This window comes from Dyella flagellata, from assembly GCF_030160275.1.
In the GTDB taxonomy this organism is placed as follows: Bacteria; Pseudomonadota; Gammaproteobacteria; order Xanthomonadales; family Rhodanobacteraceae; genus Dyella_B; species Dyella_B flagellata.
The window spans coordinates 62708-88136 of sequence record NZ_BSOA01000020.1 but is presented as its reverse complement, the minus strand read 5'-3'; the positions used below and the strand labels follow the sequence as shown (position 1 = coordinate 88136).

17 protein-coding genes are annotated in these 25429 nt (G+C 60.3%); 11 read left to right on the top strand and 6 right to left on the bottom strand.

Annotated features, from left to right (window positions below; all coding sequences use genetic code 11):
* Positions 1-90: 90 nt before the first annotated feature.
* Genes QQJ96_RS11765 through QQJ96_RS11755 form a run of 3 tightly spaced genes read left to right on the top strand, consistent with a single transcriptional unit; the run spans position 91 to position 1874 of the window.
* Entirely contained in the window at positions 91-459 is a 369-nt protein-coding gene (locus tag QQJ96_RS11765) for a PadR family transcriptional regulator (protein ID WP_284332195.1), read from the top strand.
* Positions 456-1397 carry a sensor domain-containing protein gene (locus QQJ96_RS11760; RefSeq protein ID WP_284332194.1) on the top strand — a complete coding sequence of 314 codons (942 nt, stop codon included), beginning with the start codon at positions 456-458 and terminating at the stop codon, positions 1395-1397. Before QQJ96_RS11765 ends, QQJ96_RS11760 begins: the two co-directional genes overlap by 4 nt.
* A gap of 6 nt (positions 1398-1403) precedes the next feature.
* Positions 1404-1874: a DUF1579 domain-containing protein gene (locus tag QQJ96_RS11755; protein WP_284332193.1), complete on the top strand. Its 471-nt coding sequence runs from the start codon at positions 1404-1406 to the stop codon at positions 1872-1874.
* 94 nt (positions 1875-1968) lie between these two features.
* Here the strand turns inward: QQJ96_RS11755 and QQJ96_RS11750 are convergent, their stop codons facing one another.
* The 3 genes from QQJ96_RS11750 to QQJ96_RS11740 all read right to left on the bottom strand — a co-directional run bounded on the left by QQJ96_RS11750 (position 1969) and on the right by QQJ96_RS11740 (position 6357).
* Positions 1969-3483 (bottom strand): DUF1800 domain-containing protein, encoded by a 1515-nt coding sequence (locus tag QQJ96_RS11750; RefSeq protein WP_284332192.1) that lies wholly within the window; start codon positions 3481-3483, stop codon positions 1969-1971.
* Positions 3484-3586: 103 nt separating this feature from the next.
* Positions 3587-4786 carry a DUF1501 domain-containing protein gene (locus tag QQJ96_RS11745; RefSeq protein ID WP_284332191.1) on the bottom strand — a complete coding sequence of 400 codons (1200 nt, stop codon included), beginning with the start codon at positions 4784-4786 and terminating at the stop codon, positions 3587-3589.
* A gap of 17 nt (positions 4787-4803) precedes the next feature.
* Positions 4804-6357: a DUF1800 domain-containing protein gene (locus tag QQJ96_RS11740; RefSeq protein ID WP_284332190.1), complete on the bottom strand. Its 1554-nt coding sequence runs from the start codon at positions 6355-6357 to the stop codon at positions 4804-4806.
* A gap of 162 nt (positions 6358-6519) precedes the next feature.
* Between QQJ96_RS11740 and QQJ96_RS11735 the strand changes: the two genes are divergently transcribed.
* Positions 6520-7119, top strand: a complete 600-nt coding sequence (locus tag QQJ96_RS11735; RefSeq protein ID WP_284332189.1) for a methyltransferase — start codon at positions 6520-6522, stop codon at positions 7117-7119.
* Positions 7120-7143: 24 nt separating this feature from the next.
* On the opposite strand, the gene agaR is transcribed toward QQJ96_RS11735, so the two are convergent.
* The 3 genes from agaR to QQJ96_RS11720 all read right to left on the bottom strand — a co-directional run bounded on the left by agaR (position 7144) and on the right by QQJ96_RS11720 (position 10208).
* Positions 7144-7950: a transcriptional repressor AgaR gene (gene agaR / locus QQJ96_RS11730; protein WP_284332188.1), complete on the bottom strand. Its 807-nt coding sequence runs from the start codon at positions 7948-7950 to the stop codon at positions 7144-7146.
* Positions 7947-9203: an amidohydrolase family protein gene (locus QQJ96_RS11725; protein ID WP_284332187.1), complete on the bottom strand. Its 1257-nt coding sequence runs from the start codon at positions 9201-9203 to the stop codon at positions 7947-7949. Before QQJ96_RS11725 ends, agaR begins: the two co-directional genes overlap by 4 nt.
* Before the next feature lie 87 nt (positions 9204-9290).
* Positions 9291-10208, bottom strand: a complete 918-nt coding sequence (locus tag QQJ96_RS11720; RefSeq protein ID WP_284332186.1) for a class I fructose-bisphosphate aldolase — start codon at positions 10206-10208, stop codon at positions 9291-9293.
* A gap of 942 nt (positions 10209-11150) precedes the next feature.
* Here QQJ96_RS11720 and QQJ96_RS11715 point away from each other — a divergent pair.
* From QQJ96_RS11715 to QQJ96_RS11685, 7 genes are all read left to right on the top strand, one after another.
* Positions 11151-13901 carry a TonB-dependent receptor gene (locus QQJ96_RS11715; RefSeq protein ID WP_284332185.1) on the top strand — a complete coding sequence of 917 codons (2751 nt, stop codon included), beginning with the start codon at positions 11151-11153 and terminating at the stop codon, positions 13899-13901.
* A 110-nt stretch (positions 13902-14011) separates the two neighbouring features.
* A complete protein-coding gene (locus QQJ96_RS11710) occupies positions 14012-16387 on the top strand; it encodes an RICIN domain-containing protein (RefSeq protein WP_284332184.1) in 2376 nt (791 codons plus the stop codon).
* Between the two features lie 729 nt (positions 16388-17116).
* The gene (locus tag QQJ96_RS11705; protein WP_284332183.1) at positions 17117-18307 is read left to right on the top strand and encodes an SIS domain-containing protein; all 1191 of its coding nucleotides are present in this window, start codon (positions 17117-17119) and stop codon (positions 18305-18307) included.
* Complete coding sequence (locus QQJ96_RS11700; RefSeq protein WP_284332182.1) at positions 18307-19239, top strand: carbohydrate kinase family protein; 933 nt, start codon at positions 18307-18309, stop codon at positions 19237-19239. The genes QQJ96_RS11705 and QQJ96_RS11700 overlap by 1 nt, the downstream gene beginning before the upstream one ends.
* Positions 19236-20162 (top strand): 1-phosphofructokinase family hexose kinase, encoded by a 927-nt coding sequence (locus QQJ96_RS11695; RefSeq protein ID WP_284332181.1) that lies wholly within the window; start codon positions 19236-19238, stop codon positions 20160-20162. The genes QQJ96_RS11700 and QQJ96_RS11695 overlap by 4 nt, the downstream gene beginning before the upstream one ends.
* A 158-nt stretch (positions 20163-20320) precedes the next feature.
* On the top strand, positions 20321-23338 hold the full coding sequence (locus tag QQJ96_RS11690; protein ID WP_284332180.1) for a TonB-dependent receptor plug domain-containing protein: 3018 nt from the start codon (positions 20321-20323) through the stop codon (positions 23336-23338).
* Positions 23339-23407: 69 nt separating this feature from the next.
* Positions 23408-25414 (top strand): enterotoxin, encoded by a 2007-nt coding sequence (locus tag QQJ96_RS11685; RefSeq protein WP_284332179.1) that lies wholly within the window; start codon positions 23408-23410, stop codon positions 25412-25414.
* The last annotated feature ends 15 nt before the right edge of the window (positions 25415-25429 follow it).

The window sequence follows — 25429 nt, the reverse complement described above, 5'->3', positions numbered from 1 at the left end:
GGCTCTTCGTCGCCATGACTTCATACCCATGTACTAGTACGAAGTTCATACTACTGTTCTCTCCAGCATAAGCGGAAGGGCAGGGCAGCCGTGGACGACATTGCGGCCCAAATCAAGAAGTTTCAGAAAGAGCTGTCGGCGGGCACGGTTTCGCTGGTGTTGTTGGCCGTGCTAGGGCAGTCGCGGCAGCCGTTGTATGGCTATCAGATTGCCAAGCGCCTGGAGGAATTGGGGGAAGAAGGCGTGTTGGCGGGCAAGCAGAGCGCCCTTTACCCGGTGCTGCGCAATCTGGAAGGGAGCGGACTGCTGGCCAGCGAGGTGGAGCCCTCGGTGAGTGGACCGCCCAGGCGTTATTACCGCATCACCAAATTCGGACGTGAAGTGCTGCGAGAGTGGGTCGCGGCGTGGGGGGCCACGCGTGATTCCGTCGACAAGGTTTTGCAAGGAGACTGGCGATGAATGCGGATGCACCCAAGATGCCAAGGACGATAGCCCAATACCTGGAGCAACTGCGGGCCGCGCTGCGTGGCGCGGACCCGGCCTTGATCCAGGATGCGTTGTATGACGCCGAGGAACATCTGCGCGCCGAACTGGCCGAACAGCCGGGACGTAGTGAGGTGGAGATGTTGGCGAAAGTGGTGAGCAGCTACGGCGCACCGGAAGAAGTCGCGGAAATTTATCGCGATCAGGAAATCAAGATCCAGCGAGCGCTGCGGCCACCACGGCCAGCGAAGCAGGCTTCACTGGTAGGACGGTTCTTCGGTGTGGCAGCGGACCCGCACACCTACGGTGCACTGTTTTATATGGTGTTGTCATTGGCCACAGGCATCTTCTATTTCACTTGGGCGACCACGGGCATTTCGTTGTCATTCGGCCTGATGGTGCTGATTGTTGGCATTCCCTTTGCGTTGTTGTTTCTGGGGTCCGTACGAGTGCTGTCGCTGGTGGAGGGACGCATCGTGGAAAGTATGCTCGGCGTGCGCATGCCGCGGCGGCCCGCGTTTTCTACCAGCGGCATGACGTTCTGGCAGCGCATTGGCGTGATGTTCAAGGATCCGCGCACCTGGAGCACGGTGTTCTATATGTTCCTGATGCTGCCGCTTGGCATTGCGTATTTCACGCTTGCGGTGACCCTGCTTGCCACTTCATTGGCGCTGGCGCTGGCGCCGATCGCCAAAGTGGTGCTGGAGTCGATGGGGATTCCTTATTCCACCTGCGACGGGCCGTCCTGGCTGTGCGATTGGGTGTCTTGGTGGGGAGGTTGGCCGGGTACGATCTTCGCGTCCCTGATCGGCATCGTCATGTTGTTCACCACGCTGCATATCGTGCGCGCATTGGGTCACCTGCATGGCCAGATTGCGAAGCATCTGTTGGTGGCTGGTAACGCAAAGGAGTAATTCGGCATGGACGTTCTGGCAGCTAATGTGCTGGTCGCGCTAGCAGGGGAGTGGGTTGGCGATGAAACGATTGCGACAACCCGATGGGGACAAGGTGGTCCCGCGGTTGGGCGGGTGAGCGCGTGTTTCGATCTCGGCGGCAAGGTTCTGTTGTTGGATTACCGCGAGGAGCGCGATGGCAAGCCGGCCTTGCAGGCGCATGCTGTGTTCGTGGCAGGGCAGGAGCCTGGCGAGTACGCCTTGTACTGGTTCGACAGTTATGGGTTTACGCCTACGCAACCGGCAATGGGACATTGGGATGGCAAGCGGTTAGTGTTTCTGCGCAGCTCACAGCGGGGGCAGACGCGGCACATCTACGAGTGGCCGGTGGACGGGGTCTATCGGCTGGTGCTGGAGAGTTCGTTTGATGGTGGGGTGAATTGGGAGAGGGTGATGGACGGGGAGTATCGGCGCATGGATGACGTTTCACCCCTGTAGCCCTGTAGGCTGGGATGACAATCCCGGCATCGGGATGCCCAAAAGCAGCTGGGATTATCATCCCAGCCTGCGATTGTCCCCGCCTGCGTAATCGCTAGCGGTAATTGAGGTCGGGCGAGGAGAGCAGGAAGGTGTTCCACTCCTGCTGCGAAGTTGCCTTGGCCAGCGCATCGCGGGTGGCCTGCGATAGATACGGATCGATGGCGTCGTAATACAGGCGCGTGGTGAGCATCGGAAAACCCGCTATGCGTGCGGTGCTGCCGGCGGGCGTGAAGAGCTGGTTGTTGCCGGTGCCAATGGCATGGGCGATGTCGAAGCGCTTGGCCATCTGGCCGGAGCTGGACCAGGCTTCTCCGTCGAGTGGCCAGCCATCCGGGGTGATTCGGCCGAACAGCGGCTGATCCAGTTGGTTGAGCCAGCTCACCAGCGGTTGTGCATTGACGATGGGAGATCCGTCGTAGGCCAAGCGCACGGATGAGACAACGAATTGCGCGGGATCTTTGAATTTCTTGCCGGCGCCGGAAAGCAGCTCGGGCGATTGGAACATCACGCGCAGCACCTGAGCGATATCGCCATCGCTGCGCTGGAAGGTATGCGCCATCTTGGCGACCAGTGCGGGCGAAGGATTGTCGGCGATGAAGTATTGCGCCAGTTTGCGCGAAATGAACTGGGCGCAGGCCGGTTGCTTTACGATCAGGTCGACGGCTTGCTGCACTTCGGCGTAGCCGCTGCCCTTGATGGTTTTGCCCAATAGCCGCTTGTCGCTGAAGTCATGCCGCTGCGGGTTGAACTCGAACATGCCGTTGCGTACCACCAGCGGCACCATTTTCGGGTTGAGGTTTTCCGGCTTGCCATCCGCCGGTGCGATGCCGACACCGGTCAGTATCAAAGCCAGTTGCTGCACGTCCTGCTGGGTGTAGCCGGAGTTGACGCCCAGCGTATGCAGCTCCATCAGCTCGCGGGCGTAGTTTTCGTTGACGTGGCCTTTGGCGTTCTGCGCGTTGTCGAGAAACTCAAGCATGGCCGGACTTTGCAGCGTGGCCATCACCAGGTCGCGGAATTTGCCAAGGGAGTGGGTACGGACAGCGTCTTCGTAATCGGCTAGTTCCCAGCGCACGCGGCCCTTGGCGGCATAGATGCTGAAGTGATTGAGCCAGAACCAGGCCACCTGTTCCTTGAGCTGGTTGGGGCCGTAGATGGCGTGCAACACCTCGGCTTGCTGCGCCTGCAGGCCGACCTGATTGCCGTGTTCCTGGATGGCTTTGTTGGCGGCTTGTTTTTCCGGGCCGTCAGGCAGGTAGCGGAGCTGCTGCTGCTCTTGTTGTAGCGAAACCAACAGCTGATCGAGCGGGGTGTGGAAGGCTTCGTAGGATTCGATTTGCGCGGCGATGGGCGCGGGTAAGGTATCGCCGAGCTGGTCATTGAGCTGCTTGTTCAATAGAGCGTTGCGCCCGAGCGATCGATATTGCGCCACGGTGGCGGAGTTCAGCCCGAAGCTGTCGCGGTGCAGCCAGGCGATGTCGTTGGGGCTGAGGCCGGTGGCGGCCTGGGTGAGAGTGGGGGCGAGTAGCAGGCTTAGCGATAGAGTGGCTAGGGCGATAGGGCGCATGCGGCAGATCTCGGGGAATGTCCTTGTTGCCGTAGGCTGGGATGGCAATCCCAGCATCCGTGTGTGCGGGAAAGCTGGGATTGCCATCCCAGCCTACAAAAGGCTACACCAGTTGCAGATCGCGGGGCTTGGCCTGGGGGAAGATGTCCTGCAATTGATTCCCACGTAGGCCCCAGATCCTGGCCAACAATCCGCTGTACACATCGCGATAATTGTTGAGCACCTGGTAATCGCGGTTCTGCAACAGATTCTGCTGCGCCACCGCCACCTGCTCGCCGGCGATACGGCCGCCGTTGACCTTGCCGCCCAGCACCCAATGCACGGTGCCATGGCCGTGATCGGTGCCGCGATCGCCGTTTTCGCGGAACGTGCGGCCGAATTCGGATACTACTACGACCACGGTATTGTTCCACTCGTTGCCGAGCGCTGCGGCATAGGCTGCCAGGCCCTGGCCAAGGTTGCGCAGGTTGTTGGCCAGGCCACCGGTGATGCTGCCCTGGTTCACGTGCGTATCCCAGCCGCCGACGTCAACGAAGCCGAGGCGGTATTGATCGCGCATCAGGGTGGCAATGCGCTGGGTTTCCTGTGCGAAACCGGATGCATTGGGGGCGCCGCGGCTGGCGGCGACCATTTCGTTTTGCAGATCCATCGATACCGTGGTGCGCAGGCTCAGGCCATCGGCCGCGGCGGAGGCGAGCGGGGTGTTCTTGTACATGCCGGCCAGGATGGACGACTGGCGCTGGTCGAAATTCGCCTTGGTGTTGCCGCGCAGCGAGATATTGGGAATGTCCTTGCCCGCGCCCTGGAAGCTCAGCGGCAGGCTGTTGGTGAAGGCGATGGCCGGCACGCCGCTGAGCTGGCTGGACAAGCGCGCCAGGAAGCCGGAGCGGTAATTGCCGCTGGCATTCATGGGCTCGCCACGCTCGATGTTGTCCTGCGTTTCGAAGTGGCTGCGGGACAGGTCATCGGTGCCGGCGAACGGAATGAAGGCAACCTGCTTCTTCTGCCACAGCGGGTAGATCGAATCGCGCAGCACCGGGTTCATGCCCCAGTTTGCATCGAGCGGCAGCGCGGAGTTCGGGTTGTTGCGGTCAGGCTTGGCGATGGCGATGGTCGGGCGCGATTCGTAGTAGAAGTCGCTGCTATACGGCACCAGGAAGTTGTTGCAGTCGTAGCCGCCGCGCAGGAACACGAACAGGAAGCGCGGCGAGTTGGCGGGTGCTGCGAACAGGCGGCCGGAGAAAGACAGCGCGGGAAGTGCGGCGGCGCTGGCCGCGGCGAGCAGGAATTCACGGCGGTTCATGAGGTTGCCTCGTTGGCTCAGCGGTAATTGAATTCGGGTGAGGACAGCAGGAAGGTGTTCCATTCCACGGCGGAGTTCGCTTTGGCGAGCGCGTCGCGCGTGGCTGTGGATAGTGTGGACGCCAGTGTCTGTTGAAACAGTGGGGAGTTCAGTACCGGTGGATCGGCGCGGGTCGCTTCGCCATCGGCATTGGCATTGGCAAACAGGCGGTTGTGACCGCTGCCGATGGCGCGCGCCACGTCGAAGCGCTTCGCCATCTGGCCGGAACTGGACCAGCTGGCGCTGTCGCTGGCGAAACCATCCGGCGTGATGTGGCCATACATCGGCTCTGCCAGCTGGTTCAGCCAGTTCACCAGCGGGTCGGCGTTGCTGATCGGCTTGCCGTCATAGCTCAGGCGCATCGCGGAGACCACGAATTGGGTGGGGTCCTTGAACTTCTTGCCGGAGCCGGTGGTGACGTAAGGGGACAGGAACATGGTGCGCAACACAGCCGCGATATCGCCGTCGGTACGTTGAAAGGTTTCCGCCATGGCATTCACCAGCGCCGGCGGCGGATCGTCGGCGACGAAATAGGCCGCGAGTTTGCGTGAGATGAACTGGGCGCAGGCCGGCTGGTGCACGATCAGATCCACTGCCTGCTCGATCTCGTCGAAGCCGCTGCCTTTGATGGTGTGCCCAAGGAATTGCTTGGTGGAGTAGTCGTGCCGGCCGGGCAGGAACACGAACAAGCCGTTGCGTATCACGCCGGGACGCGGATTGAGGAAACTGCTGTCGACACCATCGATCACGTCACGACCGCGCTGCGGAACGATGCCGGCGCCGGTGAGGATCAAGGATAACTGCTGCACATCCTGCTGGGTGTAGCCGGAGTTGACGCCCAGCGTGTGCAGTTCCATCAACTCGCGCGCATAGTTCTCGTTGGTTTTGCCGCGTACGTTGCGCGCGTTGTCCAGGTACAGCTGCATGGCCGGGCTTTCCAGCGTGGCCATCACCAGGTCCTTGAACTTGCCCAGCGCGTGCGGCCGAATGGTGTTTTCTTCGTAGTCGGTGGCAAACAGGCCGACGGCGGCCTTGGGTGCATAGATGTTGAAGTGGTTGAGCCAGAACCACACCATTTGCTCCTTCAGCTGGTTGCGGCCGTAGATCGCGCGCAGCAGCTCCACCTCCGCGCTCTGCTTGTAGAGATCGCGGCGGTACATCCGGAAATCTTTCTTGGCCATCTCCTTGGCGTTGGCATCGGCCGCATCGACGTCTTTCGCTTTTTTGGCTTCGTCGCGGTAGTCGGCGACCAGTTTCGCAGGCGAGGTGTTGTAGACCTCGAAGCTGTTGATCAGTGGCGCGACGGCGGGCGGCAGCGGGTCGTCGCCACCGGCGAGTTGTTCGTCGAGGAAGCGCGTGCGGCCCAATTCCTGGTAACGCTCGACGGTGGCACTGTCCAGGCCAAAGCTGGCGCGGCGCAGCCAGGAGATGTCGTCTGCGCTAAGTGGCGGATTGCCGGCTGCCTGCAGCGCACCCAGCGGCGCGACCGCAAGCAACAGCAGGGCCAGGTATTTCAGGCATGGCTTGGACATGGTTGGTGGCTCCCCCTGTGGCACTTAGGCTCTCAACGCCCGGCAGCCGCTTGCGCTGACCGGGCCAGTCTCGGGCCAAAGGAAATATTCGGCTGTGATTCACGAATTTGCGCCAGGCTCGTTAAAGCGCGGTTACCATGCGCCCTCCCAGGGAGCCCATGCATGCGCAAGACTTACGACCAGGCCTATTTCGACAAGTGGTATCGCGACCCGCAGCACGCCGTGCGGTCGACGGCGGCGTTGAAGCGCAAGGCGGCGATGGTGGTGGCGCAGGCGGAGTACTACCTGGGCCGTCCGATCCGCAATGTCCTGGACGTGGGTTGCGGGGAGGGAGTCTGGCGCGCGCCTTTGCTGGCTTTGCGGCCTGGGCTGGCGTATCGCGGGCTGGATGCCAGCGAATATGTGGTGCGCCGCTATGGGCGCAGCCGGAACATCGGCCTGGCGCGTTTTGGCCAGCTGGCACAGCTGCGTTTCGATACGCGTTTCGACGTGATTGTTTGTACGGATGTGCTGCACTACCTCAAGCCGGCGGAAATCCGGGCGGGCCTGGTCGGTATTGGCGAAATGCTGGAGGGGATCGCGTTCCTGGAGGCGTTCACCAATCGCGACGATCTGGAGGGCGACCGGCACGAGCTGCGGCTGCGCTCACCAGCGTGGTATTTGCGGGAGTTTGGCGAGGTGGGGCTGTTGCCATGCGGCTCGCATTGTTACCTGGGACCGCGGTTGGAGCGTCAGGTGGCGGCGTTGGAACGGGCTTGGTGACGTAGACTGGGATGACATTCCAGCCTACACCAGCATCACGTTTACCCCGGCCTCCCGCAGCGCCTCCACCATCTCCTCCGGTGCGCTGTTGTCGGTAATCACGGTATTCAAGGTCTGCACCGGGGTGATTACGGAGAGGCTGCGTTGGCCCAGCTTGCTGGCATCGAACACTGCGACGGTTTCGCGGGAGACGCGGATCATCAAGGCATTGAGTGAAGCTTCCAGCGGGTCGGGCGTGGTGACGCCCACCAGGGGATCGATGCCGTCCACGCCCAGGAACAGCTTGTCGGCCGAGATGCGCGACAGCGCCTGCTCCGCATCCGGCCCCACCAGCGAATAGGCGGTGGGGCGCAACAGGCCGCCTAGCATCATCACGCGGATGTTGGGCAGGCCGGAAAGCTCCAGGGCGATGTTGAGGGCGTTGGTGACCACGGTCAGCGAGTCGAACTTGATCTGCCGGATCTGGCGCGCGATTTCCGCGGTGGTGGAGCCGGAGTCGAGGATGACGGTGTCGCCGTCCTTGATCAGCTTGGCGGCCGCCAGGCCGATGCGTTGTTTTTGCGGATGCGAGCGCGTTTCCTTGATGTTCAAGGGCACGTCGTTGGTGAAGGTTTGCGTGGCGGGGAGCGCGCCGCCGTGCGAGCGGGCAATGGCGCCGACGCGGGCGAGGGACTCCAGGTCGTTGCGGATGGTGACGGTGGAGGTGCCGAAGCGGGCGGCAAGTTCCTCGACGGTGGCGCGGCCGTTGGCTTCGATGTATTCGACGATCAGGCGTCGGCGCTCCTCGACCAGCAGGCGTTGCGTGGGGGCGGCGGCGCGAGATTCGTTCATGACGGCGGGAGCTTCAAAAGTCGGGCAACGTTGTCATGGTATATCTTGCGCAGCACGCTGTCTTTGAGGGCCAGTCCATAGATGGACCAACGGCCTTGCGGCGGGGTCTCGGCGGGGGCGTAGTCGAAGTACTCATCGTCGGTTTCGAGGAAGCGGTAGTAGATTTCGTAGAGTTCGTCGCAGAACAGCTGCTGTGGCACGTCGTCGCCATAGGGGGAAGGCACCGCGTCGGTGCCGAACAGGATGCGGTCCTGGTATCGGTCGAAAAAGCGCTGGGCGGTACGCGGCTGGCGCCCCAGTTCGCCGATGCGCGCGCTGATGTCCACCAGGGTGTTGGGAAAGCGGTCCAGGCAGTCCGCTACGGCCTGTAGGTTCTCGGCCCAATTACCTACGTGCATCAGAGCAAAGGTGGTCTTGGGGTGACGCGCGATCACGCGGTCGCGGGCAGCGAGCAATTCCTCATTGCTGGGAAATTCGGGGCCGTAGAACGACCAGTCCGGATGCTTGCTCAGTTCTTCGTAGCGCTCGTTGCATTCGTCGGTAGGCAGGAAAAACGCTTCCGGGTCTGAAACATGCAGGAACACCGGCATGTCGTACGCGGCACAGGCCTCCCACATCGGGTCGAAGCGGCGATCGTCGACGGCCACCAGCGGGCCGCTATCGAGTTGCTCGCGTAGATACAGTCCCAGCGTTTTCAGCAGCTTCAAGCCGCGGGCACCGACGCGCTGGGCGTGCTCGATCGCATCGGCCTGCAACTGCGGGTAATCCGCCTGCGGAAAATGTTCGAACGAGGGCTCCGTGAGCGTGATGAAACGCCCCGGTGCAGCCTGGTCGAACAGCGCGATGCTTTGCTCCAGTCCCTTGCCGACGCCGCCGGTGAGATTGACCAGGGTACGCACGCCTTTGCGATCCATCACCGGCAGCAGGTCTTCCGGTTTGGCGAACACGGTAATGGCTTCACCCACCGATACGCCGTTGCGTACCTGGCTGGACCAGGTCAGATGCGTGTGCGCGTCGATCACCGGAAAGCGTGGCTGCTCGATGCGGGTTTTTGGCACCCGCAGCATGCTGCGCGGCTTGAAATCCTTCAGGCGCAGCTCGCTCTTGCTGTGATCGGGTGCGGTTTGCAGCGGATTCTTGCCGCCGGCCTGGATGGTGCCGGCGCCGCGGGGTGGGGCGCAGCAGAAGCAGCCGGCGCGGGTTTGGCTGCGGAACGACCAGGATGAAGCTGGTTTGCGCTGGCTGTTTGACATGGCTGGTCGGGAATGGGGCTGGGTGACGGTCGTAGGCTGGCATTGGCATTCCAGCCTACGCGGTTGCGCCGGGGGAGGGAGGGGTGCTCAGCGCGGATGTTTCGCCATGATCTGGTGAACCTGCCGCACCAGGGCGATCGCCTGGTCCAGCGGACGCAGCCACATGTTCCGGCCGAACATCACGCCAGTGGCGCCGGAGGCCATATAGAACTCCACCTTGCGCAGCACGGCAGCATCGTCGTCGTTCTTTTCGCCGCCGGAGAACAGCACCATGGTGCGGCCGGCCGAACGCACGACCCGCTGTGTGCGTGTGGAAGCATCTTCCTGCAGCGTGTCGTAGGGCTTGGGCACGTTGGTTCTGTTGTCATCGGGCTCGTGCAGCTTCACGATGTCCGCGCCCAGTTCCAGCGCCACGCGCGCGGCGTAGTCCTGCGCATACAGGCTGCCCTTGCCGCCCTTCGCGTCGATCGCGGCGCCACGCGGGTAGGACCACAGCACCAGCGGCATGCCGAAGCGCTCGCAATCCTGGCGCACTTTTTCGAACTGGCGGAACTCATCGTGCTGGCGCGGCGAACCTACATACATGGTGTAGCCGACCGCATCCGCGCCCAGGCGCACAGCATCTTCCACTGAGGCAAACAGCGGAGAGGTGGCATCGGCGTCGCTGGGGATGTTGGTCTTGCCGTTGAGCTTGAGGATCAGCGGGATCCGCCCGCACCACTCGCCCATGTACTTTTCCGCCAGGCCCACGCCCAGGGCGATGGCGGAGAAATTGCCCTCCACCGCAAGGCGGAACTGGTAATCCGGATCGATCGCCGGCGGGTTGGGAAAGAAATCGGTGGGGCCGTGTTCCAGGCCCTGGTCCAGCGGCAGCACCAGCAGGCTGCCATTGCCCGGGCCGTGGCCGTACATCAGGCGCCACAGGCGGGTACGTTTGCCGTGGGAAAGAGCAAGCCGAGAGAATTTTTCGGAAGCTATTGAAGCATATGGCAAAGTTGAATTCATTTCGGGTAGGCCCTGGCGGCGATGAGCGGCTTCACATTCTAGCGATTTCCAGAAAAAGTCAAGTATTCAAAAGAAAACGAAAGCAAATAACATGAAATGACCGGGGCCATCCTGCGGCCGCCTTTCATCATCGTTTGAAACCGGCTCACTCTGAGCCTGCTGCAAGGCCTGAGTCTACGGGTTGGCTCTTGGCTTCTGTCCCAGGCCTTACAACGGCTTCCCGCCGTGACGGCGGCATTTCCCCGAGCAGCAGGAGGCCCGCGCAGAGGGGCTGGTCGCCTGCGAGCCGATGGTTTTGCCTCTCCCCCGTTGCAACGCCTGACGCGAGGCCGCGTTCGGTACCCCGCTCGGAGGGGTGTGCGAAACCTTTCGAAGGCACTTGAAAGTTTCATTTATCGTATTTTACGATTATTCCGCCAAGATGGGGGCGGCGAGTGCATGTTTATTTTCAAATGCAAGCATCTTCTTTCGGTTTCGCGCCGCCGACGAGGAGCGTCGGCCCGCCGTGGTGACGGCTGGGGACTCCCGCTTTGGCGGTTTGCAAGGACGCATTGCACGGGATGTTGCCGCCGCCAAAGGCAGAGCCCGACGGGGCAGGGCTGTCCCGCAGCCTGGCCTGCTTTTTCTCACATCGCTTCCGGTTGGAAAGCGATGCGTACGCCGACGTGCGGCGGAACAAAAACGATGACGCATTCCCAATGCGGCACATGAAGCGGAGGACATGAGGGCACACCAAGCGACATGCCGGCTGACGGGGAGGAAGGGTCAAGCAGGCAAGTCTTAAGCGCAATAAATCAATAGATCCGGCTGAAGGGGAGTAAGGTCATGCAAGCAGGTCTGAACTTTCGTGCAGGTCGAAAGGATGTCCTTCCATGTCTCTACGGAAAGGGCTCCGCATTACCGCGTACAGCATTGTGGATCGCGTTGGGCATAAGCCTTTGGATGCCGTTCGAAGCCGTCTTGGCGCAAACGAGCCAGGCTACGGACAACAAGCCCGAAACATCCCAGGCGCCCGCCACGGGCAAGAAAAAAACGGCAGATGGCAAAGCCAAGCCCACCGAACTGAGCGTGGTGACCGTTACGGGCATTCTCGGCAGCATCGACCGAACCATCGATGCCAAGCGTTATGAAACCGCGGTCGTCGACACGATCTCGGCCGAAGACGTCGGCAAGTTTCCCGACACCAATCTCGCCGATTCCTTGCAGCATGTAACGAGTGTCGAAATTACGCGCGACAACAACGGCGAAGGGCAGTACGTTACCGTGCGTGGTCTGCCTACGGATTTCACCTTGGCAACCTTCAATGGCTTGTCCGCGACCAGCGTCGATCTGGGCGTGCGCACGTTTGACTATAACCTCGTGTCGCCGGACTTTGTTTCGACGCTCAAGGTTTACAAGACATCTCGTGCCGATCTCGATGAAGGCGGCATCGGCGCCAATGTTGACATGGAAACCATCACGCCGTTCGGCATCGGAAAGGAACGCACCGTTATCACCGCCAAGGGGCAAGGGTCGCCGGGCGAAGCGGATACTCGCTATTACCCCGATCTCACCGGGCTTTTCAGCGATGTGTTCGATGACGGCAAGTTCGGGGCAACGATCGGTTTTGACTGGAACAAGCGCGCCTTTTTGAATCAATCGTCGGACCCGTCGCCTTTTTATGGAGTCACCATCAATGGCAAGGGCCCTTACTACGCGTATTCCGAAACCGGCTACAGCAACATGGAGTCGAAAGTCGATACGAGGACGGTATACACCGCGCTGCAGTGGAGGCCGCTCAAATCCACCACCGCGACGTTGACCGGCTTCTACGCGCATAGAGACAGCTTCTACGTAACGGCGGACAACGGTGTGGTTCCGCTGGAACCGTTCGGCGCGCCGTCCTACAACGGCCCTGGCGCCGATTATTCGGTCGATCAGAACGGAGTGTTCAACCGACTATCCGTGCCCGTCGTTGCCTACACGTTCTACAACACGTATTCCGACGACCGCGCAACCATGAAGAATCTCAGGTTGAACGTGGACACCAATGTAGGGAATTGGGAATTCAGCGAAACGGCGCAATACAGCAAATCTTCCGACACGCTGGAATGGATGCGCCCGCTGTTGATCAACTCCTCGGTTGGCGGCCAGACCCCGACCCCCAACACTCCGGTCTATGGGGGTTACCAGATCTATCCCGGGGCGCCGATCCAGGGTTACATCTTGGATCCATCGTTCAACATTTCCGATCCTTCCCAGTGGGCCGATCAGCAATTCAAGAATGTGACTGAAACCGGCAACGACACGATCAAATCGCTGCAACTGGATGTAACTCGCTACTTCGATGACGGCATTCTCGAATCGGTCAAGTTCGGAGCCAAGGCTTATGACCGCCCAAGGGTCTATGACTACCACTACTGGACGTTCGCCTTTCAGCCGGGCCAGACGACCTATCCGTTCGCTTCTGCCGTGCAGTATCCATCCTGGGCCACGAGTGTCCTGAACGGCTACGGCGGGCCGGGTGCAAGGCCGTCCGGGCTGTTTTTCATCAACCCGAACCTCTGGCTCAATCAATATTTTGGCGGTTCGCTAAGCAACTTCAGAAGTAACCCGCAGACGGTTTATTACAGCAATCCCGGCAACAACTGGAACATGATCGAGCGCGGCCGTGACGCCTATGTCATGGCAAATTTCAAGTTCGACGGCAAAGTTCCCATTTCGGGAAATATAGGCTTGCGCTACGTCAACACCTTCGAGGAGTTTCTCTACGACTCTTACAATATTGCCGACATCACTTTCCCGCCTTGTCATATCGGAACAGCCGGTTGCGAGGGGGCCATCTTTCCGCCTATCAGCCGGCAAGACACGCGTGGTGCAAGCCATGTACTGCTGCCGAGCCTGAATGCAGCCGCCAACCTGACCGACAACATGGTCCTGCGTTTGGGCGCCAGCAAGACGATTTCCCTCCCCACCATCGACAGCATGGTTCCTGTGCCTGCCATTTCCGTCGATTCTTTCCAGATCGCCGAGGGCAATGCCAATCTCAAGCCGTTCTCGTCGATCAATTACGACTTGTCGTGGGAGTGGTATTTCCGGCCGTCTTCGGTGCTCTCCGTGGCCGGCTATGACAAGCAAATTCACGGTTTCATCCAGCAAGGTTCGACAACCCAGAACATCGGCGGTTACACGTTCCATGTCACCTATCCGGTGAATGCCAGCAACGGGTTCGTGCGCGGGCTGGAAGCCGACTACAAGCAGTCGCTGGATTTCTTGCCGTCGTTCTGGTCCGGGTTCGGGTTTGAAATCAACGGAACCTTTTCCGACGGCCAAACGGATGCTGCCCCCCAGTACAACGTCGTCAGGACGCAGTTTCCTGGCTTGAGCAAAAAAATATTCAACGCCACGCTGTTCTACGAAAAATACGGATTCAGCGGAATGATGACCTTGAATCACCGCGGCCGGTACGTATTCGATCCCAATGTATGGGGCTACAACACCACCGAGCAGGTCGCCAACGGGCGCAATCAGGTGGATATGCACCTGCAATACGGCTTTACCCCGAACCTGACGGTATTTGCCGATTGTAAGAATTTGTTCAATACCCCGATTGTGTACAGCGAAAAACTCAGAAACGGACCTTCTACCGAGTATCCAGGGGAGTGGCTGCTCAACGGCCGCACCGTGATGTTGGGAGCCACGCTGAAGTTCTGACCTTGTGTTCCGAGGTCGTTGGCCGACCAGGGCCAAGGGTGCCGGTTGAAGCGATTTGCAGCTCCGGCATCCGGCCACGGTCGATTCATCAACGTAACTGGAGTACGCAAATGAAGACGCATTGCAGGCATGTCATGGCGTCGCTCTATTGGCGAACGCTGCTGGTTTTTCTCGTCGTACTGCTTGTCGGCAACGGGTGGGTGGACGCGAAGGGCACCTCCGTGTCAGTACCCCAAGCCGTCGCGCCAAGTTGTACGGCTCAGCCCATCACACCCTATATCTGGACCTCAGCGGGCGGGTGGCAAAACCTATCCATGATCGTGGTATCGGCGGGTACGGCTGTCGATCTTGGTCCGCAACCCATGGGAGGGACGTGGAGCTGGACAGGTCCTAGCGGTTATACATCCTCGGCCAGGGAAATCGACAATATTCCGCTGGGCAATGGGGCCAATTACTACTACGCCACGTACACCGACTCCAACGGCTGCAGCAGCACGCAAACCTTCGAGATAGCGGCTACCAAAAATTGTACCGCCCCGATTACCCCGTACGTCTGGACGCAAGCCCACGGCTGGCAGAACATCTCAAGTGTGGTCGTATCCTCAGGTGCAGTCGTCGATCTTGGCCCACAGCCCCATGGCGGCACCTGGATCTGGAGTGGCCCCAATGGCTTTTCGTCGAACGCGCGCGAAATCGACAATATTCCGCTGACGATCGGGCCGAATGTCTATACGGCGACCTACATTGATGCGTCGGGGTGCGCTGGCACGCAAGAATTCGTGGCCACCATAAACACGCCTACGTCGGCAAGCATGAACTTTACGAGGGCGGCAAGCGCGGTGGCTTCATCGCCTTCCAATGACACGCCGAACTCCCTGTTCATCGATTCGAGCGGAACGTTCTTTCTTCAAAACGCCTACAGTCAATACGATCAGGCCCCTGCAGACCATGTCTGGGACTTCTATACCGGAGCCAATGCGCAAGCGTCGCTGAAGTTGTCGACGGCGAACTCCCAATACAACACCCAGACCCTGTGTACCAGTCAAAATCCTGTGTACACGCAGTTTTATCAGGGCACGAGAGACAGCCCTGGGCCGGGAGGCTACGCAGACGGCAATTTCTGCGATGTGATCGGGATCTGGGTCGATCCGGATACCGGGTACTGGTACGGGATCGTCCACAATGAAATTTATCCGAACAACCCACGCATCGATGCCCTTTCGTATGCCATATCCACCGACAAAGGCAATACGTGGTCGCTGCAACAGCCCTTGTTCACCTCACCTTACGGCGTCGGCGACAACAACGAGTACTACTACTATTACGGTGATGGCGATCCTCGGCTGATCGTCGATACCGCGTCCGGCTATTTCTACATCTACTACTTCAGCCGCATCATGACCCCCGATGGGGGCGGATTTGGCAGCCATACCTGGACCCATGTGGCCCGCGCGCCGATCAGCCAGAAGATGGCGCCAGGATCCTGGCAGAAGTACTACAGCGGAGGCTGGAGCCAAACACCTGGGATCGACTGGACATGCGACCCAGTCACCCAGGCTTGCGGCCAAGGCGATGTAGCTGCGTCGATGGAGAGCAATGTTGGGGCCGATAACGATCCGGTTGCCCATGAAAGCATGGTTTGGCCGGTTTCTGCGCAATCGCCCAACGATCTGGCGGGCTATGGCAGCAGCAATATTGGTGGCTCGGTTGCGTGGAACGTCTATTTGCAGAAGTACCTGATTCAAGCCGTCACCCCGAACAGGATCGTGTTCTATGCATCCGACGATCTGGCCGGTCAGCAATGGACCTACGCGGGAAACGTGCCTTTTGCCAATAGCGGAGTTTGGTATACCTGGACCGTGGACGGCGGGAGCTTGACGTCGCCGAGCAATCTGGGGCGTTCCTTCCCGTTCTATTGCCACGTCGGTTGCAGTACTTACGACGCGGAGTATGTGTCGATCACTACCAGCTTCAATCCTGGGGTCGCATTGCCGACTTACTACATCGGCGTGAATGGTACGAGGAGTCCGACCAATACCTATATCGTCGAGCACTCGAAGGGTGCGCCTGTTTCCGGTGCCGCCAGCAACAAGTGGACGTTCGTCCCTGTAGGCGACGGGTTCTTCTACGTCTCCCAAGGGAAGAGCTACTTGCAGGTTGACGGAGGCAATGGAGGGCGCGCCTGGGGTGCGAAGGTCAGTCTGGCCGCGCCGATGCCATCGTCGACCGCATCCAGCGAACAGGCGCGCCAGCAGTGGCGCTTCGAGCTAATCACCGCGATAGGTGGCGTGGTGCCATCCACGCCGGAATATCGTCTGGTCAATCGCTACAGCGGACTGGCGCTGAGCTTTGCGTCAAACGCGTTCGATTCCTCGCAACTGAGCAATGTGGTGACTGCTCCCATTAGGGATTGGGATGCCAGCACAAACGGTCCCGTACCGGTTTGGCCGACGGCTGATCAAATAGTGGTTTTTGCGCCGCAATGAAGCGAGTCCTCACTTGCTGAGCATTTGTGGTGTTCCCTGTGATTTGTGAAAAGGCAGCTCCTCTCCCGGCGAATGCCGGGAGGGGCGGCTTGGTGGCCCGGGCTTGATATCTCGTCGATTTTCAGGCCAAGGAAAAGCAATCTCAGCGCTGCCTGGATGATCCGGCCTACATCGCGGCGAACGGCACCCCCAAGAGATTTGGGATTGCAACGGCGGCGCCAATCAGCAGTGGAGGACGTTGCCTTGATCGTTCGAGACACAAGGCACAGGGCGCGAATCCCGGTGGCTGTGACGGCCAGGGCAAGGTGTAGCTATGCCGGGCGGACGCCTCGCTGCTGTTAAATTCAGGCCAGGCGAACATCATCATGGATATATAGAGATATTAGGTGGCGCTGCATGGTTCCGGCGCGGGGGATTTTACCCGCAGTGCATGTCCTTAGGATGAGAGGTCGGAAAACAATCGGAAGCTATCGAAAGCTCTTGTAAGTCCACTTTCATTTCGAATACGATGAGGCCACATCGTAGGGCCGCCCTGGACAATTCATGTCATGAGATGACTCATTTCCCCCTTCCCACGCTTGCCGGAATGGCGAAAAACGGCTTCTTTACCAGGAGAAAGGACGGCGAGGATGACCCGGCCGCGCGCGGTCGCAATCAATGGATCACGTGCGCCAGCTTGATGGTTTTCAGCGCTCGCTAGCCTGGATGACAGACATGGGTAATCAGGAAATGGCAGATTTTCAAAGGAAAACGAAAGACAACGATGCGCTTACGGCGCTGACGGCAAAGCCGGCCGAGGTGCAACGGGCGGAAGGGTATGCCGATACGTTGCGCGAGATACTGCAACAGCCCGCCACCTGGCGGGACAGCTTTCGGCTGACGCACGGCGCAGCCCCCCAATCGTTACTGGCCAAAGCACTCGATCCACGCCCCGCGCACATCGTGCTGACCGGTTCGGGCAGTTCGATCTACATCGGCGAGTGTCTGGCGCCGCTGCTGCAAGCAGGTTTGGGGTTGCCGGTGCAGGCGATCCCTGCAGGCACCTTGTTGACACATTGGCGCAGCGTATTGCCGCCGGGGCCGGGTTTATTGATGTCGCTGGCGCGTTCGGGCGATAGCCCGGAAAGCACCGCGGTAGTCAACACCCTGTTGACCGAAGCGCCGGCATGGCGGCATCTGGTGATTACTTGCAATGCAGCAGGCAAGCTGGCTACGCAGTACCGGGATGAGCCCCGTGTGAGCGCGCTCGTGCTGGATGAGCGCACCAATGACCGCAGCCTGGTGATGACCAGCAGCTTCACCAATCTTTTGCTGGGCGGCTTGGGCTTGTTGTGCGATGCATTGTCTGCTGACGCTATCGAGCAGGCTGCAGTGAATGCACAAGCCATCTTCGATACCCATGCCGATGCTATCGCTGCGCTGGCCCGGCGCGATATGCGTTCGGCGGTCTATCTGGGTAGTGGTGCCGCTTTCGGTGCTGCGCGCGAAGGCGCCTTGAAGATGCTGGAGATGACCGGCGGCAAGGTGGTCACGTTGGCGGAAACCTTTCTCGGCCTGCGCCATGGGCCGATGTCCTTCGTGCATCCGCATACGCTGGTGGTAGCAATGTTGTCGGCCGATCCCACCGTGCGCCATTACGAATGCGATCTGCTGCGTGAGCTGTCGCGCAAGCGGCTCGGCATGGCCAAGCTGGTGGTGGGGCACGAAATTCCTGCCGATCTGCTCTGTGCCGGCGATGTGGCCATCAAGACGTCGGCAAGTGAGTCCAACCCGGATTTGCCGCCTTTGCTGGCAGCTGTGGTTGCCGCGCAATGGTTGGCATTCTTCCGCTGCCTGGAGCTGGGCGGCAAGCCCGATACTCCCTCCGAAGGTGTGCTGACGCGCGTGGTCCAGGATTTTGCGCTGCATGGTGCGGCGTAATGAGCTCGCCTGCGCGCATACTGTTGGTCGGTGAAATCAACGTCGACTTCGTGTTCAAAGGGTGCCGCACCTTTCCTGAGCCCGGCCACGAGGTGCTGGCCGACGATTTCGTGATGACGCCGGGCAGCTCGTCGATGATCTGCGCGATGGGCCTGGCGCGCCTTGGCAATCAGGTGGCGTTCCATGGCTGCCTGGGGGCGGACGCGTCGGGCGAGTTCTGTTTCAACGCGCTGCGTGACGCAGGCATCGATGTGTCATCGCTGCGCCCCGATCCGGCATTGCGCACGGGCGTAACGGCATCCTTGTCCACCCCGCAGGATCGAGCGCTGGTGACCTTTCCTGGGGCGATGTCGGAGCTGCAGGCTGAAGACATCGCCGATGCATGGCTGCAGAGCGCCAGCCATCTGCATGTCTCTTCGTATTACCTGCAGAAAGGCTTGCGCACGGGCTGCCGTCAGCTGTTTGCACGCGCGAAGTCGGCGGGGCTCAGTACGTCACTCGACCCGGGCTTCGATCCTGCCCAGCAATGGGGCGGCGATCTGCTCGAGACCTTGAACGAGGTCGACATCTTCCTGCCCAACGAAAAGGAATTGCTGGCCATCACCGGTTGCAGCGATCTGCATGCGGCCCTGCGTTTCGTGCAGAACGGGTGCACCCGCACCGTGGTCAAGCGCGGGCGCCAGGGCTGCACCAGCCTGCATGACGAGCAATGGTTGAGCGTGCCGGCTTATCCCATCCATGCCATCGACACGACCGGCGCCGGTGATTCCTTCGACGCAGGTTTCCTGCATGCCTGGCTGCGTGACGTGCCCTGGATCGACTGCATGCGCTGGGGCAGCGCGTGCGGCAGCCTGTCCACGCGTGGCATCGGCGGCACCACACGGCAGGCTACCGCGGACGAAGCGCAGGTTTTGCTCAGAGACGCAGCATGATCACCGTCGCCGGCTTCAATACTGCCATCGATCGCTTCATCCAGATCGACGCCTTGAAGCCTGGCCAAGTGCATCGTGTGCGCAAAGAAAAGACCTATCCCGGCGGCAAAGGCGTGCACGTGGCGCAGACCATTGCCGCGCTGGGCGAACCGGTGCGTTTGGTCGGCCTGGTGGATGCTGCGCACGAGCAGTTCATCGCCCGCCAGATGAGCGCGCGCGGCGTGCAGCTTCGCGGAGTAGAGATCAACGGCCCCTTGCGCCAATGCCTGGCACTGCAGGAATCGGGCGGCAGCATTACCGAGATCCTGGGGCAGGGGCCGCAACTCAGTCAGGTCGAGCAGGACGATTTGCTGCGCGAGTTCGGCCGCAGTGTCGAAAACAGCAGTCTGGTGATTCTTTCCGGCAGTTTGCCGCGCGGTTTTGCCGACGCGCTGTATGCCGGTTTGGCCGAGTACGTGCATGGTCTCGGCAAGCGCTGCCTGGTCGACGCCAGCGGCGAAGTGTTGCGAAAGGCCGTAGGCGCGAAGCCGTTTTTGGTGAAGCCGAACCGTGACGAAGTCAGTGAGTTGGTCGGCCATCCGGTGATCAATATCGAAGCAGCGCACATGGCGGTGAAGGTGCTGCGCGAGCGCGGCATTGCGATGCCGGTGGTGACGATGGGCGACCTGGGCGCCGTCGCCGCGAACGAAACGGGTATATGGCATGCGCAGCTCGCGCCGACGCGCCTGCGCAATGCAGTTGGTTCCGGTGATTGCTTTCTCGCCGGCTTGGCGGTGGCGATCAAGCGGGATATGCCGCTCGATGAGGCGCTGCGACTGGCCGTGGCCTGCGGCGTAGCCAATGCGGAATCCGAAGAAACCGGTTTTGCGGAGCGCAGCAGCGTGGAAGCGCTGCTGCCCAAAGTGACCGTGCATCGGCTTTAGCCGTTCCGGTACTGATGAAACGCAACGCCATCCAAACAGGAGTCTGAAGTACCCACAACAAGTCCGAGCGCAAGGGGAGCTTTCGCCCGGACATATACGCGCGCACGCACGGTCTCACTCCGCGCGATGCGGCATCACAACACGGGAGGGTAGTTTTGATGTTTGCAAACAACATGGGATGCCGCGAAGCGACACGCGGCACAACGGCCCCGGCTTGCCGTAAGAAATACCTGGCGCTGCAGCTCACGATGGTGCTGGCCGGCTTGCCTTTCATGGGCTATGCCAATGCACAAAGCACATCTGCCTCCAGCAGTGACGCCGACCAAACCACCGCCAAGAAGCCGGTCAGCCTGCAGGCGGTGACGGTAACCGGCTCCAACATCCGCAGCGTGGATGTGGAAAACGCGCAGCCGGTGGTGACGATCAGCTCGCAGGAGATCCAGAAGCAGGGCTTCGCCACCGTAGGTCAATTGTTGCAGAACGTCTCCTCGATGTCGCCGCCGGATCTTAGCCGTTCGGCGCCGGGTGACCTTGGCCCGAACCAGGGCGGTGCGTTCATCGACCTGCGTGGCTTGGGAGCGATGCGTACCCTGGTACTGGTGGATGGACAACGCATCGGCGCGGCGCATGGCGGTTACACCAACATCAACGTGATTCCCACCGCCGTGGTCGATCACATCGACATTCTTGCCACCGGCGCCTCGGCGGTCTATGGCTCCGATGCGATTGCCGGCGTGGTGAACATCATCACCAAGAAAAACTTCAACGGCATACAGCTGGATACGTATAACGGCGAATACATGCCGCACAGCGATGGGCGCCAGACGCAAAGCAGCGTCACCCTGGGCAAGAGCACCGACAAGTTCGGTGTCGTGCTCAGCCTGTCGTATCAGAACCAGAGCCCGGTGTGGGCGAACGATCGGCCCTTCTCCGCTTATCCGTATACCTCGCAGCACCCCTATTATGGGCTCAGCTCATACGATTCTCAGCCACAGATCCGCAATGCTCCAGCTTCGTTTGCCGGTGGCGGCCGACTGGTGCTCAATCCCGGCGGCGATCCGATGAATCCCGCCGATTACCATCCTTTCACGCTGGCTACGCATGGACCGGATGGCGACGTGGTCAATCCAAACGACCAGACTTACAACCCCGACGCGGACCGCCGCAACATGGTGCTGACCGCGGACAAAACCAAGAACCTGTACCTGGATACGCACTACAAGATCACCGACAACATCACCTTCAAGTTCAACTACGGCTACAACGCGGACTACGAGTACGCCAAATCCAATACACCGCTGTTCTATTCGGGCATGGGCGCCAACGGCAATTTTCCGTCGCTGCTTTCCCAGTACAGTTATTACAATCCAGTCTACGGCGTGAAGGACCTATCGATCGCCCAGCGCATAACCCAAGACAGCTATCGCAGCTACAACAATCCCAAGAACCATCGCTACGGCTTCGGCGTGGACGGCTTGTTCAGCCTTGGCTCGCACGAGTTCAACTGGGACGTGTACATGTACGACAGCAAGATCAGTGGTGTGAATGTACGCACGGGCTACTTCAACCTGATCAACGTAGCCAATGGGCTGGGGCCGTCCTTTCTGCAGAACGGTACGGTGGTGTGCGGTACGCCGGACAATGTGGTTGCCGGTTGCGTGCCGATCAACCCGCTGGCGACGCTTACGCCGCAGATGCTCAACTACATCGGTATTAACAGCGTTGAACATTACGGCAGTGAGGAGCGCGCCTGGGCGGCGGACTTCGGTGGCGATCTGCTGGAGCTGCCGGGAGGCGAGCTGACCTTCTCCACCGGCGTCCAGCACCGGGATGAATCCGGTTACGACAGTCCCGACTCGTTTGCCTATGCCGGCTATTCCACCGACGGCGGCGTCGGCCCCAACCGAGGCGGCTATGACCTCAACGAGGCCTATGCGGAAATCAACGCACCTCTGCTGAAGGACCTGCCCGGTGCACAAAGCCTCAGCCTGGACGTGTCCACTCGCTATTCGCATTACAGCAACTTCGGCAGCACCACCAACAGTTCGTTCAAGCTGACCTGGAAGCCGATCAACGATGTGCTGGTGCGCGCCAGCTATGGCACGGGTTTCCGCGCGCCGACGGTGAACGATCTGTACCAGGGACGCTATCCTGCCGGCACCTTCACCGACCCCTGTGATGCCGTGTACGGTCCATCCGCTTACGGACAAAGTACCTTGGTAGCGCAGCGCTGCCTTAGCGGCTACGGCGGCATTCCAGGCGTGCCAGCCAATTTCCGCCAGACCGACAACAATGGCGCTCCCATCACCGGGCCTAGCGGATCGGGCTATATGCCGAGCACGAACTGGACCGGCGGCAATCCCAAGCTGCGGCCGGAAACCTCGTACAACGGCGATCTTGGACTGGTCTACAGCCCGTCATGGTTGCCCGGCTTCGATGCCACCGTCGACTGGTGGACGTACAACATCCGTAACCTGATCACCGGTATCAGCAACGACCAGCTGATCGCCGATTGCTACCAGTACAGCATTACATCCGCCTGTGGCCAGTTTCAGCGCGACGCAGCCACTGGGCAGATCATCAATATGCTGAACCTGGAAACCAATGCCGGCTGGATGAAGGAGAGCGGCTACGATTTCTCCGCCCACTACCGTTTTCCGGAGACTCGCTTCGGCAATTTCAAGCTTGGCATGAATGGCACCTATCTCACCGCGTTCAACATGCTGCCGACAGTAGGTTCCAATATCGTCTATATGGCCGGCAATACGCAGAATTTCTATAGCGCGTGGCGTTTGCGGGGTAATGTGAGCTTGGATTGGAGCTGGCATGACTTCGGCGCCAGCTGGACGGCACGCTATTTCTCGCCGTACAAGGCGAACTGCGCGTTCGATCCCTCGCTGGGCGTTACCGCGTTTCCATGTACGCTGCCGAACTACTACGCGCCGGGCGTGGGTGTGATGCCGCAGACACAGATTCCGTCGGTGACCTTCAACGACGTGCAGGTGTACTGGAATGCGCCGTGGAATGCGACCATCTCGCTGGGTGCGAACGACATCTTCAATCGAGTTAGCCCGAACGTCTATGGCGGTTACTCCAGCGGAGATACGCCGTTTGACTTCAACTCGTCGTATGACCTGGGGAGGTTTGTATATATGCGTTATCAGCAGCGATTCTGATGCCGCTTCAATCCTCCCCTGCGAGCGGGGGAGGATTTGCCCACTAACCTCGGATCAATGAGACCTTGCATGTATCGAACACACTACAAGAAAGCGCTTGCTGCAAGCCTGTTGTGCGCATGGATGGGGCAGGCGCATGCCAACGACGCCGTCATTCTCAACGCCGGCGCACCTGCTTATGCCGCCGCCGGGGGGCAGGCAAGTTTCGGCAATACAGCCATCGAGGCCCATTGGATCGTAGGCGACGGGAAGCTGTCCGGCATCACGATCACCGATCGTGACAATGGTCAGGTGCTGAAGGTAGATGATCTCTTCGCGCTGGTCTTGCCAAATAAGCAAACGATCAAGGCCGGCGACATGCGTTTGCTGTCAGCGCCGGCCGAGCAGTCGCTGCCGCTCGACTCCAAAGCCTCACGGCTGGCGGATCGCCTGCCTGGAAAGGCGGTGAGGGCGGTGTTCGGTGACGCGGACCATCGCTTCCGTATCCAATGGCAACTCGTCCAGCGCGAAGGCTCCCCTTATTTGCGTGAGGTGGTGATCGTCACAGCGCTGAAGCAGGACGAGCCATTGACCAGCATTTCCCTGCTGCCGTCCAGCATCGACCATGCGGAAGTGGATGGCGTGGTAAAGGGCTCGCCGGTAGTGGCCGGCAATATGTACGTGGGGCTGGAAAATCCATTGTCGGACAGCGAGGTGCGCGGCAAGCACGTGAGCTTGTCGATGGCACGCAGCCTGCCGCTGCGCAAAGGGCAATCGATAAGCTATTCAGTCGTAGTAGGCGTGGTGCGCGAAGGCCAGCTTCGCCGCGATTTCGCCACCTATGTGGAGCGCGAGCGGGCCCATCCTTATCGGCCATTCCTGCACTACAACTCCTGGTACGACATCGGCTACTTCACGCCCTATAACGAGGCTGAGGCATTGGATCGCATTCATGCCTTCGGCGAGGAGCTAAGCGTGAAGCGGGGCGTGAAACTGGATTCCTTCCTGTTCGACGATGGCTGGGATGACCGTTCCGGCGGCTGGGGCTTCAGCAAGGATTTCCCGCACGGCTTCGTGCCGTTGCGCCAGGCTGCCGCCAAATACGGCGCAGCGCCCGGCATGTGGCTGTCGCCCTGGGGTGGCTACAGCAAGCCCAAGGAAGAACGGGTGAAGAATGGCAAGGCGGCTGGCTATGAGATTGTCAACGATGGCCTGGCGCTGTCAGGACCGAAGTACTACCAGCGCTTCCACGACGTGGTGATGAAGCTCTTGAACGAGGACGGCATCAACCAGTTCAAGTTCGACGGCACCGGCAATGCGGACAGCGTATTTCCCGGCAGCCGCTTCGACAGCGACTTTGCCGCGGCGATCGAGTTGATCAAGGATATACGTGCCGACAAGCCCGATACCTTCATCAACCTCACCACCGGCACCTGGGCCTCGCCGTTCTGGCTGCGCTACGCCGATTCGATCTGGCGTGGCGGCGAAGACGACTGGCATGCGGGCGTGGGTACGGAGCGCGAGCAGTGGATCACCTATCGTGACCAGCAGACTTACGAGAACATCGTGATCCAGGGACCGCTGTATCCGCTCAACTCGCTGATGCTCCACGGCATCATCTACGCGCAGATGAACAAACGGCTCAACACCGATCCCGGGCATGATTTCGCCAACGAAGTGCGTTCGTACTTCGGCACCGGCACGCAGTTGCAGGAGATGTACATCACGCCGTCGCTGCTGAGCAGCAACGATTGGGATGTACTGGCCGACGCAGCCAAGTGGTCGCGCGCCAATGCGGACGTGCTGCGGGATTCGCACTGGATCGGCGGTGACCCCGGGCGGCTGGACGTGTATGGTTGGGCGGCATGGTCGCCGGGCAAGGCCATCATTACCTTGCGCAACCCGGACGCGCGGCCACAGACTGCAGTGATCGACCTGCAGCGTCAGCTCGAATTGCCGCAAGGCGCGACTCACCAGTTCAGCGTGCGCGATGTGTGGAAGAGTGGCAGGGATGTGCCCAAGCAACTGGATGCCGACCATGTAAGCACGATCACGCTGGCACCGTTTGAAGTATTGACCCTTGAATTGATGCCTTGAGGTAACCTCGGGCGT

Excerpts from the sequence above, each read along its gene's own strand:
- QQJ96_RS11760 (WP_284332194.1), top strand. The coding sequence starts at position 456 with ATGAATGCGGATGCACCCAAGATGCCAAGGACGATAGCCCAATACCTG.
- QQJ96_RS11755 (WP_284332193.1), top strand. The coding sequence starts at position 1,404 with ATGGACGTTCTGGCAGCTAATGTGCTGGTCGCGCTAGCAGGGGAGTGG.
- QQJ96_RS11750 (WP_284332192.1), bottom strand. The coding sequence starts at position 3,483 with ATGCGCCCTATCGCCCTAGCCACTCTATCGCTAAGCCTGCTACTCGCC.
- QQJ96_RS11745 (WP_284332191.1), bottom strand. The coding sequence starts at position 4,786 with ATGAACCGCCGTGAATTCCTGCTCGCCGCGGCCAGCGCCGCCGCACTT.
- QQJ96_RS11740 (WP_284332190.1), bottom strand. The coding sequence starts at position 6,357 with ATGTCCAAGCCATGCCTGAAATACCTGGCCCTGCTGTTGCTTGCGGTC.
- QQJ96_RS11735 (WP_284332189.1), top strand. The coding sequence starts at position 6,520 with ATGCGCAAGACTTACGACCAGGCCTATTTCGACAAGTGGTATCGCGAC.
- agaR (WP_284332188.1), bottom strand. The coding sequence starts at position 7,950 with ATGAACGAATCTCGCGCCGCCGCCCCCACGCAACGCCTGCTGGTCGAG.
- QQJ96_RS11725 (WP_284332187.1), bottom strand. The coding sequence starts at position 9,203 with ATGTCAAACAGCCAGCGCAAACCAGCTTCATCCTGGTCGTTCCGCAGC.
- QQJ96_RS11720 (WP_284332186.1), bottom strand. The coding sequence starts at position 10,208 with ATGAATTCAACTTTGCCATATGCTTCAATAGCTTCCGAAAAATTCTCT.
- QQJ96_RS11715 (WP_284332185.1), top strand. The coding sequence starts at position 11,151 with ATGCCGTTCGAAGCCGTCTTGGCGCAAACGAGCCAGGCTACGGACAAC.
- QQJ96_RS11710 (WP_284332184.1), top strand. The coding sequence starts at position 14,012 with ATGAAGACGCATTGCAGGCATGTCATGGCGTCGCTCTATTGGCGAACG.
- QQJ96_RS11705 (WP_284332183.1), top strand. The coding sequence starts at position 17,117 with ATGGCAGATTTTCAAAGGAAAACGAAAGACAACGATGCGCTTACGGCG.
- QQJ96_RS11700 (WP_284332182.1), top strand. The coding sequence starts at position 18,307 with ATGAGCTCGCCTGCGCGCATACTGTTGGTCGGTGAAATCAACGTCGAC.
- QQJ96_RS11695 (WP_284332181.1), top strand. The coding sequence starts at position 19,236 with ATGATCACCGTCGCCGGCTTCAATACTGCCATCGATCGCTTCATCCAG.
- QQJ96_RS11690 (WP_284332180.1), top strand. The coding sequence starts at position 20,321 with ATGTTTGCAAACAACATGGGATGCCGCGAAGCGACACGCGGCACAACG.
- QQJ96_RS11685 (WP_284332179.1), top strand. The coding sequence starts at position 23,408 with ATGTATCGAACACACTACAAGAAAGCGCTTGCTGCAAGCCTGTTGTGC.